This window comes from Streptomyces sp. NPDC003077, assembly GCF_040611095.1.
Taxonomy (GTDB): domain Bacteria; phylum Actinomycetota; class Actinomycetes; order Streptomycetales; family Streptomycetaceae; genus Streptomyces.
Map to the genome: position 1 here is coordinate 20,810 of NZ_JBEXNM010000001.1, position 13,542 is coordinate 34,351.

Below are 13,542 nucleotides of genomic sequence, written 5' to 3' on the forward strand. Positions count from 1 at the left end.
TTGCGGTGGCAGGGCTGGCCTGCAGCTCTGCCACCGCCCACAGTGTAGCGGCTGGCGCTGCGACGGCTGGAAGGTTGGTCATCTTGGCCGCGGGTGGCAGGTCAGATCGGGCGGATGGCCTCGGTGTGGGAGGCTCGGCTCCGGTACGGGCGTCAGCCCTCGGGGTGGTGGGGTCAGGCAGCGAGGCCGAGCGGCTTCTGGCCCAGGGCCCGGGTGATGGAGTTGTTGACCCAGGCGTAGCCGATGTAGATCAGGAGGCCGGCGTTGGCGCCGTAGGCGGGGACTCGTTCGTGCGGGTAGGCCTGGTCGAAGCGGGAGTGGTTCGACTCACTGTCCTGCCGGAATCCCAGAAGTCGGCGACCAGCTGGTGTGGCGGGCGGGATCTGCCTCAGATGTTCGGCCCGGTTGAAGCGCGGCTTTTTGGTAGACGGGTCGATTTCGCGGTCCTCTTTGGTTTCGTCCACGCGGATGCGGAATTCGTGATCACCGCGCGAGCAGGGGATGACGAGGCGGTGGTAGAAGCGGCTCCTATTCTGCTTTCGGTGCTCCAGCTCTTCGACGGAAAGGGGTGCATAGTATGTCTCGCCGTCCACCGTGAAGTGGCGCTCGCAGACCCGCCCCTCGGCGGCATAGAGATCGTGGCCGCACTTGCCGTTTTTGTAGTTCTTTTCGTAACGCTGTAGGGGATGAGGTTTAAGCCCGCCATGTTGGCGGGTGAAAACGACAATTCCATCAGCGATCAGAGGGGCTCGATGGACGCCACGGAGGGCGGTGTCGTATGTGAATGCGCGGATTCCGGGCGCTTTGCTCAGGAGGTGGCGGACGAGACGGACCACGGCGGTGCCTTCGTCTTCCCGCTCAGGGTCGCGCTTTCTCGATTTGGTGCGGACGGATTCCAGGGCCAAGATGACACGACTGTGCGGAGTGCGGGCTACACGAACGGCTAGGGAGAGGAACTTGTTTCCGTAAACCGGCTTCCCTCCACCCTCGGTGGTGTTGCTGGCGTCTGGGTCTACCCGGTGGCGTCGAATTTCTCCCGTTTCCTTGTCCAAGGTTTCGTGCCGGGTGTGTTTGGAGGGCGGTTTAGCAACTGTTGCGTCGCCGTGGAGGACCTGGTCGCGCTCGGGGCGGATCCAGCTTCCGCGTGCCCCTGATTCCGCCATCATGCCCATGTCGAGGGCTTGGCGGATCCACAGTTCCCGGCTTGCGTCACGCACGGCAGCCATGTGTTTTTTGAGGTGGTTCTTGAAGAAGTAGTTCCACTGGCTCAGGCTGGGACCGGTTGGTTTGAGGGAATCTGCTTCTCCTGACCCCCGGTGCTTGCGTACGGCTTCGCGTACCGGATTCCACCAGAGATCGCGTTGGAGATGTCGTGCTGTGCTTCGGGCCGAGCCGAAGACGGAAATTGCGCAGAGGAAGACGAAGTAGATGTAGGGCGGGTATCCCGGCGGGCGTCCGACGCTGCCGGGTTCCCGGGCGGGCAGTGTCTGCCGGACCGCCTCGAACAGGTCGGGATTGCTCAGGAGGTACTCGAACCGCTCGTCGATCGCAAGTGGGGGCGCTTGGGGGCCTGGCTGAGGCGCGGGGTCTGAGGCGGAACCGAAGACGTCGTCGGGGATCGGGCCCACCAGCCAGTCCCCGCCCTTGGTGCTCTTCCCCTTGGTCCGGCGGGAGCGCTTCTTGGCCGTGGTCACGCCACCTCGCCGCCTTCGTCCTCAGGATTCCACCGGTGGCCGGCGAGCGCGGCGGCGGCGTCGAGGGAGGACAGCCCCAGGCGGCGGGCGACCTCGGATAGCTGGCCGGTTTCGTAGAGGAGGGCCCGGGCGACGTAGCGGGTGACGTCCTTGGGTTCGACCCTGCGCTCACGGGTGGCGAGCCCGCTGCGGCGGGCGATGTCGCCGAATCCGGAGCAGACACTGGCCTGCGAGCGGTATGCCGATGAAGCCGTAGTGACCAGGCGTGGCGGCGGCCCTGCTTCCGTGTCGCGCAGGAGGTGGGTGCGGCGCAGCCACAGCATCCGTACTCCCCACTCGTCGAGGTGGCAGCTGCGGCCGCGGGTTCGGGTGGCGCCGTTCGTCCATACCTCGGCTTCGGTGAGGTCAAGGTCGTCCGTTGTCGCGGCGGCGATCTCCGCGGTGTGCAGTCCGGCCAGGAGCAGGGCCAGGAGGGCTGCGTGGCGCGTGGCCGGCATGCCGCGTTCCGCGTGGAAGCGGAGCAACTGCACGTCCTGGTCGGTCAGTTCGGTTCCCCGCTTGCGGGGGTTCCGGGGAATTGGCGGAAGGTCGACGAGCGGGGCCGCTTTGGTCAGGCCGAGGGCCCGTGCCTCTGCGAAGAGCGATTCAAGGGCTGAACGGCGCTGGCGGCGGGTGCCGCCGGCCGGGTTGAGGATAATGCCCCGGTGACGGTCATGTCCTGGCGCATCGATGAAGTACGAGGCGAGCTGGGCGGAGACGTCGTCCAGGTAGGTCACGCCCTGCGCCTCGGCGAAGCGTAGGAGACGTTCGACGATCTGGGTGTAGAGGATGACGGTCTCGAGGCTGAGTTCGCCGCCGGCGGCGCGTTGCCGCCAGACGCGGGCGACGGACAGGAGAGCGTTCTTGATTTTCGTCCTGGCCACGGGCACCTTCCCGTTTCAGGCCGCGCGGACAGGCGCGCGGTGCAGTGTTGCGGCGAAGGGGCGCGCGCCCGCTACCGTGGGCCTTGCCCCTCGCCCTGTGCGAGGGCATGCCGAAGCCCCTCGAGCGCGCGGCTGTGCCGCGCGTACCAGTGGTTGAGGCGGGGGTCCGGCAGTGCCACCCGGCCAGGGGATGCGGCGCTGCCGGACCTGCTGTTCGCGCGACGGCCTACGTCATCGACGGCCCCCTCAGCTTGGCGAGGATCGTGGCCAGCCCGTGGAGGTGACCGTGCAGGGCGACCACGTCCTCGGCGGACAGGCGGGCCAGGTCGGCGAGCAGGATCGGCGGGCTGAGCAGACGGATCAGGTCCTCGTTCGTGGTGTGGGGAGCCGGCGCGTCGGCGTGCGGGCGTGGTGGCGGAATGGGGCTCTCGGGCTTCGCGTTCTCGTCCGGGGGGTCGAGAGACGTGCCGGCTGCTACTGAGTCGGCGGCTGCCGTTCGGGGCTGGGTGTGCGGCTTCGGGATGGCGGTGTTCTCGTTCCAGCGCAGGTAACCGTCGTCCTCGGGGTGCAGCATGCCGACGGCCACCATGAGGTCGACGAGGATTTCCACCTTGCGGCGTCCTGTCTCTGCGACGTTGGAGAGCGTCATCAGTTTGCTCACGAGGCCGATCCTTAGCGCGGGGCCCTGGGCCAGGCGTCTGCTCGCGCACAGGGCGAACCAGGACGTTTTCCACGCCTCGCGCAGCGCCCGGAGGCCCTTCCCCTCGCCTGTCTCCCAGGCTCCGGCCGCTCTTTTCCCTGCTTCGGTAGGCCGATAGACGCTCCGTCCCGGCGCGCTCTCGACGAGCCCGTAAGCGCGCACGAAGGCCAGGACGAGCCCGCAGCGGCGGGCCGGGACTCCGGTGACGCTCTCGAGATCGCGTGCTGTGAAGGGGCCTTTGGCTGCACATGACGCCCGGGTGATCGCCAGATGCTCATGGGCGAGGACCCGGTCCGTCGGAAGGGGCTTTCCCGGCGGCGCGGGGGCATTCCGGCGGGTGTGCGTCACCGCCTGACTCCTTCCTCGCAACGAACGCGGGTGTTGACACTCACAGGCTCTTGCCACTTGAATAGCATCATCCAGGGTGGGGCGCACCTTGTCGGCCGCTCCGTCACACTGTTCACATGCCTGGAGGAAATCGACGTGCCCAGAAGCCGTGCGAATACGTCGTCGACGGCCTTTGGCCGTACGCCGTGATGGATCACCATCTCGGGGCGCAGGTGGCCCAGGCGGTGGCCCGCGCACTCGCGGAGGCCATGGAGCGCCAGAAGATCAGCGCCAACGCGCTGGCCCAGGCGAGTGACGTCAATCGGCAGGTGATCTCCAACGTGCTGGCCGGCTCCGTGTGGCCCGACCTGCTCACCGTGGCCAATTTGGAGGGTGCTCTCGGGGAACCGCTCTGGCCCAATCACCTGGAGTGGCCGAGGGACGAGAGTGGGCGCAAGGTGCAGCCGCAGGCCGAGGGGATCACCCGGCAGCGGGATGGTGGCACGGCGGAAAGCGACGAACGCCGCTCTAGAACGTAATGGGCATTCGGGCATGGCTGTTCGACCCTTCGCGGTTGAGTTGGCCGAACGCCCGGTGCGCGCTACCGGAAGCGGGTAGCGTCGAGGACGGCGACCTGAGGGCGCTGACCGCCGCCGTGTCCAGGCCAGAGGGCTACCAACCAAGAGGCCAGACGCGGCGGCGGTCATTTGCTGTGAAGTTGTAGCTGCGGTTTCGGACTCTCAGGCCACGTCACCTTGGGGTCAAGCGGCCTGCCAGGGGGCCGCGAGCCGGTAGAAGACGTTCTTGCCGTTGCCCTCACGGTTGGTCCTCTCGCTCTTGGCCAACACGCCGCGCTTGCAGAGATTGTCCAGAACGGAGCGGTTTCGGCGTACGGCATCGGCGGGTTCGCCGAGGGCCTCGGTGACTGCCCGAGCGCTCCACTCCCGCCGGCCGTCGGTCGAGATCACCTTCATGATGATCACGGATCGCGCTCCCCCGAGGATGACCCGATTTCCGGGAGGGAGCTGCGTGGCCTCGGGCGTACCGGTTTCGGAATCGGCGGGAGGCATGGGCGATTTCCTTGAGTCGGGGACAACGCGCAGGTGCGAACTGGGCGACTGGGTTCGAGTGGCACGCAGCTGCTGGCCCTCCCGCACGGCCGCACGCAGGGTTTCCAGAACACGGCTGGCCTCGTCCCGATTGCCGCGGGCGAGCTCGAGCTCCACCTCAAGCTCGGCGATCGACTCGCGCAGCCGGCGCAGTTGCTCTTCGTGGGACTCGATGAGCGCGTCGCACTCGCGGAGCATCTGCTCCAGGTCCTGAGCCACCCAGTCCGCCGAGGGCAGGTGGCCTTCGAGCTGACTCATGGGAGCCACAGTAGAGGTGGGTAAGGCAGGTCGTCTGCCCATATGGCAGAGGAGGGCAGACACGATCAGACCCGGTCGGGGATGGCGGGCACACGATCGGTATTGCGCCCAGACAGACCTGCCGCCTCTCCCCGTCACCGAACACAGAGAGCTAGAGGGACACGGCCACATCCCCGATGGTGCACGAATGCAAGGCTTAAGCGTCATCAGCATCCGGGGTTGCTCATCAAACCTGGTCTCTGACGCTGACTGCCATGTCCTGCGGCGTAGTGATGCCCTGCCTTTCACACGGTGATGGAGTCGAAGCCCCGTTCAGTGATCTCCTCACGCCCGGAGAGGATCGCGTCGATGGAGGCAGAGCGAACGAGGTGGGCCAGGGCTCCTGCCCAGCCGCCAGTCCTATGGTGTAGCGCCGGCGCCAGCCGGAGCAGGGAGCCGGGCTGGTGATGGCGCAGGCGGAGGGCCTTGTCGAGGGTATCGACCAGGTGTCCCCAATCCGGACCGTACGGTACAGGGGCTGCCTGCACATGAGCCAGACGTCCCTGACCTGCCTCGTGCGCTGACGCGAACGGGTTCTCTGCGGTGCCCGAGGCGGCATAGATGAAGAGGGCCGGGACCTGGTCGGCCAGGAAACGCAGCGCATCAACGACGCGTGAGGATGTTGGGACTTCGGGGAGGGCGTCGTCCACCAGAACCAGCCCCGTTTCCGATGAGACCAGGGCTTCCTGTAACGCCTCAGAGACGGCGGCTGTGCTTGTCCTGCTTGGGCAAGGAGGGAGGCCGACGAGCTTCCCCAGTCGGAGGAGTGCCGTCCGGTCACTGTCGGCCGGGTGAAGGCGCAGGTAAGCGGCTGGGCCGGACGGAAGACCGGTGAAGGCCGTCTGAGCGAAGTGCCGCCCCAGTTCCTTCAGGGCAGTGGTCTTTCCGCTGCGGGGCGGCCCAGTGATCAACAGCCCCTGCCTGCCTCCTGCGGGAGTCTGGTTCAGCATGGCGAGCCGGGCGCCAAGCAGGAGCACCTCCTGGAGAAACGGTGTGCGAAGGACAGGGAGTTGAGCGTGATAGGACAGCCGCTTCTGGACCGAGGCCAGCTCAAGCGACGACTCGCGAGCGGGGACATACCGCAGAGAACGGTGCGTGATGCCGGTGCTCCCCCAGGCCCGCATGGAGGGCGGTGGCCCCAAGCCGTTCGTGGCCAGGGGCACCTGCAACCAGGCATCCGCACTCGTACGCACCCACACCTGATTCGTGTCGTACGGGTCAAATCGGACTTCAACGCGGCCAGTTGACCGCAAGGAGGCGAGGTTGGCGTGGAAGTAACGGCGCCCTTTGACGAGCACACCCCTCTCCGTCACGTGACGGGTCACGCTGGGCAGAAGGCGCTCCACCGCGTGCCTGCCCAGTGGCAGATGCACCCATCCGAGCCTGGCGACACAGGCCTCGTACGCCGAAGAGGGCGTCGCATGTCGGCGGCGGCCGCCTGTCGCCTGCAGCCCCCACTGGGGCTGGTGTTGCCAGACCGACTCCACCCACTGCTCGGCCCGATCCTGCAACCAGCTGATGAGAGAGACGTCGTCATGGGAGGGGTCCCCTGTGAGAGTCTTCAGCTCCGTGCTGAAGAGGGTGACGAGTCTGCGGGTGATGCGCTCTCCGGCTACCTTGTCCACCGGGCGGCGCCTCTCGATCCGGATGCCTGTGGCGTGGCACTCGTCCAGGAACTCGTGTCCCCGGCGCATCCGCAACCTGTCGAAGACCAGTGACTCAGGCAGGATCAGCGGCACGGCCACGCGCTCATCACCACTCCGATGCGCTCCACGCTGAGCAGGTGGACTGCACAGACGGGCCAGCAGGGTCGGTCCGTCCGCCTCCTCTTGGGACGTGTGCACCATCAAGGTGCAGATCATCCGCGTGAGTTCGTCGACCGCGACCGTCATCCGCACTGATTGAAGAGAACGGCGGGCGAGGTGCGTGGGGAGTGCCAGTTCGAACGTGTCAACGTATACGCGCTCGCCAGGCCGGGAGAGCCTGATTCCGTTCTCGTCGACCACGGTGATCCCGTCTGCACCGCCGTGCTGGTCACGCACCGCTTTCACCAGCCGCTGGAACGTAGACCGTGAGGGCAACGGTACCGCGCCAGTGCCGTATTGCGTGTCCAGCATGCGACCCACGGACCGTCGGTATTCCTCGGCCGACGCGGTATGCCCCCACCGGGCGTCGTCCGTCATGAGCGTCAGCAGCATCTCCAGAACACGTGGGTCCTGGCGTGCGCCCGGAGCCGGCTCGCGCACAGTTCGCCCGTCGACCAGTCCGTCGATCCCTTCCGCCTGGTATCGCTGACGACGGCGCCGCACGGTGCGCGCGGAGACACCGGATACCCCCGCTGCCGTGAGTTCGGCGGCCTTGGCTGCTTCCCTTTCGCTCAGCGAGCGGACTGCGGGATCGTACTCAGCGCGGGGCACGGCATCAGGGGCGGATCCGAGGGGCAGACCGCTGATGACTTCCGTGATGTGCCGTTCCCACCAACGGGCTTGGGCGAAGACTGCCTCGGTCGCTGGCGGGACTGGGACCGAAGGAATACGAGGGCCTCGTGTCAGAACCTCGAAGTCCGTGGACAGGACGAGCTCCGCAACCCTGGGACTGACCATGTTGCCCAGCGGATCTGTCAGTTGGACGAAACCGTGTTCGAAACCGGCCACCACCCAAGCTCGACCCTCGAACCGCACCTGGTCGCCCAGGCCCAGGCGCGGGGGCCACGACCCATCCATAGGCCTTCCTCATGCGTGTCGTACGGTGACGGCAGGCCCACCGCCATGTGCCAACCTTGCCCATAAAACTAAAGAGGATTAAGCAATACGGCGAAAGACTGCCGAGAGAGCTGGATCAAGACGGATGCACAGCGCGCTCGCGAATTCGATGCCTGAGGTGAGGTTGAGGCGACGGGGTACATGCCGAAGGCAGGGCAGAGACTCGTCGGGCACAATCGAGAGGGCTCCCCCAGGTGGGCATACGCTTTCTCTGGCAGCGCGAGCGGTCGGCGACCGCCTGATCGGTGGTGACCGCGCCGAGCACCTTGAGTACGTGGTCCGAGCTCTGGGTCAGCAGGTGGTTGCTGAGCTTGACGCCTTGCCCGGCGCGGCCGTTCCAGACGGTCTCGAAGACGCCGCGCATCCAATCGGGAAGGCGCGCGGGCACACCGTGGCATCCCAGCAGGCGTCGTTGATGCCCTGCCCGGCGATGGGGTGGTTGGTGACGACGGTGTCGAAGGGCCTGTCCCGGCACTGTCTCGACTTGAAGTACCTCGCATGGTGTTGGGCCGTGCCTGAAGTAAAGCGCGAGGCTCGGGACGATGTTGAGGCGACAGGACACGGCGGCGCGTGATCACTTCGCCTCCGCATCCCGACAGCTCCAGCATCTTCAGCCGCTGGTCGACCGACTGGGACCGCCTTTGTCACCGAGTCAGTCCACGGTTGGGCTGCTGCGCGGTTGAGCACGGTGAAGCCGGTCATCCGCCTCTTGGGCTCCCATGTCCACAGCTCGAGTCCTCCTCCAGGCCAGGGCCTACGCGAACATCACCCGTGTCGACATCATCCTCCGGTGGGGGCGGCGTCCGGGACGCGGTCGGAGACCACCGTCATGGTGTGTCATTCGCCGTCCATGAGGGGCTGGGCCTGAACACTGCCCGGTGACAGGCCCCGTCGAGCACCCTTCACTTGGTGACCGAGCGGCCCGCCGTGAAGACATGTTGGATCCGGCGGAGGGCGGCCAATTCGGTCAAGGGGTTGCCATCGATGATGATGAGGTCGGCGCGCATGCCGGGCGCCAAGGCGCCGGTATCGGACAATCCGAGGGCATGGGCGGGGTTGACAGTGGCCATATCGAGGATCTCGGCGTGTTTGAAGCCGAGCGAGGCGAAGAACTCGAGCATGCCGACGTAGTCGTCGAACCGTGCCCCCGGCACGCCGGCGTCTGTGCCGGCGATGAACCGGACACCGGCCTCGCGCATCTCCTGAATGACCTCGATCATCGCCTTTGAGCGTTCGGGCCCCATCTGCTCAAGGAATAGTTTCCAGTCCCCGGAGACGCAGCGGCAGATGGAGATGTCGTTGTCGACGATACGCTGCGTGATCGCTGGGTCGTAGACGATGCCCTCCGCGGTGCGCCAGGAACAGTGCTCAATAGTCTGGACGCCAGCAGCCACACAATGACCAATGGTCTCAGTGCCGTGAGCGTGAGCGGCCACTCGGAGGCCATGGCGTGTCGCTTCCTCGACAATCAGGTGCAGTTGGCGGGGTGTGAACTGCGCCTCCCACATGCGTGGACCGTTCGGGGTGAGCGCGCCGCCAGAGGCCATCACCTTGATCAGGTCGGCTCCGGCTGCCGCGTTGCGGGCAATCTGTGTTCGGATGTCTTCATCCGTGGTCACTTCGCCGCCGAGGAAGCCGCAGTGACCGCCGCGTGATGTCAATGGTGCGGTTGCCGCGACGATACGGGGTCCAACTGTGATCCCGGAGTCGATGGAGGCACGCAACGCCACGGTGAGCCCGTCACGGTCGCCGAGATCGCGTACGGTCGTCACCCCTGCTGCCAGCATCTGCCGGGCACGGTCCGCCATAGCGGTGGACAGCTCATACGGGTTGGCGTCGGCCACTGCGCTGATCAAGTTCGGACCCGCATCGAAGGCGAGGTGGACATGACAGTCCATCATTCCGGGCATCACTGTCGCTCCGGGACACCGCAACCGAGGCACTTGCGTATCCGCTAACGCGTCCAACTGGGTGGCAGGACCGACCGCGGCGATGACGCCGGACTCGACGAGCACGGCGCCGTCGACGATCACCTGGTCCGCAGGCCCGGCGATGACACGATGCGCAGTGATCAGTACCTTGTTCACGATTTCCTCTCGCGTAGGGCGTGGGATACGGCGATGAGTTCACGGGCGTCGGCGCCCAGGTCATTGCTGGCCGGTAACGCGATCCGAGCGGCGGACAACTCGGTATGCGGAGACTCGCTAGTCTGCTTCAGCGCCAGTGCCTTGGTGATGTGCCGAGCGATTTGATCGGCCGGGCCATGGGCGAGATCGGCATCAGGCGCGACACGCGTCACGTAGGGACTAAGGCGCACCAGTCCATCTCGGCATTCGATGAGCCGACGATAGAACCGCTGCTCGTGGGTACGGGGCTGACGGAGACGATCCCAGTTGGAACCGGCTGGTGTCCGGTTGAGCACGAGTTCTGGGTAGGCGGTGGTCAGGGCCGTCCACAGAGGAGTGAGCTCGTGGTACATGCGGCGGTGGTGCACGATCGACCGCAGGCGTGTGATCAACTGAACGCAGGCCGAGTAACAGATTCCAATGAGAACGATTCCCATGGCCCAGTCGGTTATGGACCAGTTCACCGTATTGAACGCCTCGTGCGACCCGGGCTTGTCGATGCGCAGAATCACCAGAATCATCCGGTTGACTGCGGTGATGGTCAGTCCGAGGAGTCCCAGGGCCATGGTGCACAAGCCGAGTCCGAGGTGCCGGGACGCTTTGCGCCCGTAGCGCAGAGCCCAGACCGCGGAGGCTAGGTAGGCGTAGACGAAGTAGGCGTTCCCGATGATGTAGAACGAGGCGATGGTCGGCTCCGCCATGTATGGGGTGCCCAATGAGTGGCCTCGCATCGTCGCAGGTGTGGCGGCCATGGAGATCGCTAGGGCGATCAGGGCACCGGCGAGGAGGCTGGCGTTGGTCCGTACCTGCCGACGATATGAGCCGTTCTTGCCGCGCGCAGAGGAGGTGAAGAACAGGATGAGGGAGAACAGGCCCGACATGTAGATTCCGTTGAACGCCACCTTGCCGACGCCGACGGCCGTGGCGGCGTCGATCGCCCCGTTGACCTCGGGAAGGCTGAGTACTTCTCCGCACAGCAGCATGAGCAAGGAGGCGGCGAGAAAGCGCAGCACCCTGTCGTGGGGCGCGCGTGCCAGGTCGATGCCCTTCCAGAGCACCCCGATGCTCAGCAAGGCGATCAGAGGCACTTGGAACATTACATCCACCCCCACTGGGGGCTCAGTGCGGAGCGCAGCGGACCGAGAGCTGGGTCCTCGGGTGCACGGGGAGTGATGTAGTCGATGATCACCGCCCACTCCTGGATGATCGTCGCTATCAGTTCGGCCTCGCGCTCGTAGTCCTCGGAGTAGCAGGTACGACGAAAGCCTCGTGTGGTCAAGTCGTGAGGGAATTCCGGGCCAAGATCAGGGAGATCGTCGCCTATGTCACCGTCATCCTGGTGATCGGCGAGGATATGGCCTACCTCATGCAGGATGATGTGATCCTGGTGAACGCGGGTGGTTTCCTTCTGATAGAAGATCACCTCTTCGTCCGTACGGGACATCCAGAGTCCGAAAGGGCCTGGGACTGGAAGCGCCCAGGGAATCAGCCGGATGGGTTTGCCTAGATGTTCACCGAGCCTGCGGCACAACTCATCGACGCGCAGGGGAGGTTGGATGTCGAGTTTCCGCAGCAGATGTCTGCAGTGGCGGCGGAGCTCACGTTCGCGTACGACCACGGTTTCCTTTCTCATTCTCCAGGGTCGGGATCGAGGGCGCCGTCCTGGTCGAAGATCTCAATCATCTTCAGTAGTTGCTTGCGCATGGCCGGGGTCATCTCACCCGCTCTCATCGCGATCGCTCGTACCTGATGATCGGCAAGTCGCTGCCGCAGGAACTCGTCCTCGGGATCCTCTTGCGCGACCAGCCACTGCACCGTGATCGGTGGTGTCCCCGACGAGCGGTGGTCGTCGAAGAACTTGGCAAGACCCTCCAGCACGCTCAACGTCGGGTTGGTGTGCGACCCGTTGCGCAACATCGCCAGATAACTCCGGGACAAGGTCGTCGGATGCGACGGGTCAGTGGTGACTGCCTTGGCCACCTCGGCGGTGGAGTACTCGCGTTGCCGGCCGTGCGCGTCGGTCCACCGCACCAACGCGAACAGCGAGTTCAAACGCTCAGCCAATGAGCGCTGCTGTTCCTGGTCCCCCTCTGACTTCATGACCATGCTCCTTGCGCCAGTTCGGCCTGTTGCGCCTTCAGGATGGTACAGCCGTCATTCTGCGGCACTTGTTGGACCACACCTCACTCTGGTTGACCTCGACTGAGGCTAGGTGCCAATATCTTGGACGCTTCGCCAAGAACTCGGCCATGCTTGGTCCGGAGCGTACGCGGTGATCAAGGGCGCGGCTGGGGTCGCCGCGCGTATCTACGCCGTACGCCCAGGTGAGGAGGCGCTTCACATTCGCATGTGCAACTCCATGCTGCCGAGGGCGAAGCCGTAGGCGGGTTCATCCCGCTCCCGGCGCCATTCACCCGTCACACCAGAGGTGCCTGTCCACTGCGAAGCCCCGCTGCGGTGATGGCGCCAGTCAGAAGCCGGACCCTTCACGATTCGTGCCCCCTCGTACGGCCAACCTCCCACGTACAGAACGGCAAGAGGACGACCATGAGTCACGCCCTACGCATGTACACCGGTTCGCAGGCCATGGACTTCCTCGGCGGTCCTTGGCGCGAGCTGTACGCCAGGGATACGGCCGCCACGCCGTTCCAATCGCCGGCCTGGCTCATCGCCTGGGTGCAGCATCTCGCCCCGACGATGACACCCGTCATCCTTGTCGCGACGTCCCCGACGGGAAGACCGCTCGCCGCTCTGGCTCTCGCCCGTCACGAGGATGGAGCCGACACGCGCATCGTCCCGCTCTCGGCGCCGTACGCCGAATGCATCCGGCCCGTGGGCCCGCACGCGGATGACCCCGCTGTCGCGGCGTCGTTCGTGTTCCATCTGATGCTGCTGACCGAGGAGGAGGGCGAGAGCGTCAGCATGACGGACGTCCTCGCCACCAGCGGCTTGGGGCGGTCCCTGAAGCAGATATCCCAGAGTGCCGGGTGGAACCGCGTCGACACCAAGTACGCCCGCGTGCGCCTGCCCTTCGTCTATGCCGCTCTGTCCCGCTCCACCCGGCGGGAGCACCAGCGGAGGCAGCGTGCCTGGGATCGTGCCGCCGCGCAGCAGCGGGTGACGTACGCCCGCACGCACCACCCCCAGGCCCTGTTGGACGCCCATGCCGTCATGGCGGCCCTGCGTGCGCCGCGCTGGTACGACCCCCTGTTCTCCGGGTCGAGACCGGTGTCTGACCTGGATCATTGGAGATCTGTCCTGCGCCGGCTCGACGCGACGAAGACGTTCATCGCGACCCTGGCGGTCGATGACACGGTGGTCGCGGCGCGGCTGTGCCTGACGCGCGGCCGCCACTGCTACTCCCTGGTGCCAGTGACGGATGCCGGGCACCGGCACCTCGCCCCGGACCACGCCCTGCTGCGGTACCTCATTGCGGACCTCGGCCGCAAGGGGTTCACCACGCTGCACCTGGGGCGCACGCCGGGCCCCGAACAGGGCGGAGCGGGGCAGTATCAGCCCGAGTGGGCCTCCACCCTGTCGGTCCTCACCACGCCGCACCTCGTGCCGGCCTGACCGCCCCTGTGCCGGGTCGGCATGAGGTTGC

Annotated in this window: 12 protein-coding genes; 3 read left to right on the forward strand and 9 right to left on the reverse strand. The window is 66.0% G+C overall.

Features of this window, described 5'->3' with window-relative positions:
- Positions 1-173: 173 nt before the first annotated feature.
- From ABZX96_RS00070 to ABZX96_RS00080, 3 genes are all read right to left on the reverse strand, one after another.
- Entirely contained in the window at positions 174-1,694 is a 1,521-nt protein-coding gene (locus tag ABZX96_RS00070; RefSeq protein ID WP_355535153.1) for a hypothetical protein, read from the reverse strand.
- Positions 1,691-2,617: a hypothetical protein gene (locus ABZX96_RS00075; RefSeq protein ID WP_355535156.1), complete on the reverse strand. Its 927-nt coding sequence runs from the start codon at positions 2,615-2,617 to the stop codon at positions 1,691-1,693. The genes ABZX96_RS00070 and ABZX96_RS00075 overlap by 4 nt, the downstream gene beginning before the upstream one ends.
- A 226-nt stretch (positions 2,618-2,843) precedes the next feature.
- Positions 2,844-3,278, reverse strand: coding sequence for a hypothetical protein (locus ABZX96_RS00080; protein ID WP_355535159.1), 435 nt, complete (start codon positions 3,276-3,278; stop codon positions 2,844-2,846).
- A 503-nt stretch (positions 3,279-3,781) separates the two neighbouring features.
- Here ABZX96_RS00080 and ABZX96_RS00085 point away from each other — a divergent pair.
- Positions 3,782-4,183 (forward strand): helix-turn-helix transcriptional regulator, encoded by a 402-nt coding sequence (locus ABZX96_RS00085; protein WP_355535162.1) that lies wholly within the window; start codon positions 3,782-3,784, stop codon positions 4,181-4,183.
- A gap of 222 nt (positions 4,184-4,405) precedes the next feature.
- Here ABZX96_RS00085 and ABZX96_RS00090 read toward each other — a convergent pair whose 3' ends face one another.
- From ABZX96_RS00090 to ABZX96_RS00110, 5 genes are all read right to left on the reverse strand, one after another.
- Entirely contained in the window at positions 4,406-5,011 is a 606-nt protein-coding gene (locus ABZX96_RS00090; RefSeq protein ID WP_355535165.1) for a hypothetical protein, read from the reverse strand.
- Positions 5,012-5,295: 284 nt separating this feature from the next.
- Positions 5,296-7,704: a Mu transposase C-terminal domain-containing protein gene (locus tag ABZX96_RS00095; protein WP_355535168.1), complete on the reverse strand. Its 2,409-nt coding sequence runs from the start codon at positions 7,702-7,704 to the stop codon at positions 5,296-5,298.
- Positions 7,705-8,714: 1,010 nt separating this feature from the next.
- Positions 8,715-9,899 carry an amidohydrolase family protein gene (locus ABZX96_RS00100; protein ID WP_355535171.1) on the reverse strand — a complete coding sequence of 395 codons (1,185 nt, stop codon included), beginning with the start codon at positions 9,897-9,899 and terminating at the stop codon, positions 8,715-8,717.
- On the reverse strand, positions 9,896-11,026 hold the full coding sequence (locus ABZX96_RS00105) for an MAB_1171c family putative transporter (RefSeq protein WP_355535174.1): 1,131 nt from the start codon (positions 11,024-11,026) through the stop codon (positions 9,896-9,898). Before ABZX96_RS00105 ends, ABZX96_RS00100 begins: the two co-directional genes overlap by 4 nt.
- Before the next feature lie 8 nt (positions 11,027-11,034).
- Positions 11,035-11,217 carry a hypothetical protein gene (locus ABZX96_RS00110; RefSeq protein ID WP_355535177.1) on the reverse strand — a complete coding sequence of 61 codons (183 nt, stop codon included), beginning with the start codon at positions 11,215-11,217 and terminating at the stop codon, positions 11,035-11,037.
- A gap of 3 nt (positions 11,218-11,220) precedes the next feature.
- On the opposite strand from ABZX96_RS00110, the gene ABZX96_RS00115 reads away from it, so the two are divergent.
- Complete coding sequence (locus tag ABZX96_RS00115) at positions 11,221-11,445, forward strand: hypothetical protein (protein WP_355535180.1); 225 nt, start codon at positions 11,221-11,223, stop codon at positions 11,443-11,445.
- A gap of 122 nt (positions 11,446-11,567) precedes the next feature.
- On the opposite strand, the gene ABZX96_RS00120 is transcribed toward ABZX96_RS00115, so the two are convergent.
- Complete coding sequence (locus tag ABZX96_RS00120) at positions 11,568-12,038, reverse strand: hypothetical protein (RefSeq protein WP_355535183.1); 471 nt, start codon at positions 12,036-12,038, stop codon at positions 11,568-11,570.
- 447 nt (positions 12,039-12,485) lie between these two features.
- On the opposite strand from ABZX96_RS00120, the gene ABZX96_RS00125 reads away from it, so the two are divergent.
- Positions 12,486-13,511 (forward strand): GNAT family N-acetyltransferase, encoded by a 1,026-nt coding sequence (locus tag ABZX96_RS00125; protein WP_355535186.1) that lies wholly within the window; start codon positions 12,486-12,488, stop codon positions 13,509-13,511.
- Positions 13,512-13,542: the final 31 nt, after the last annotated feature.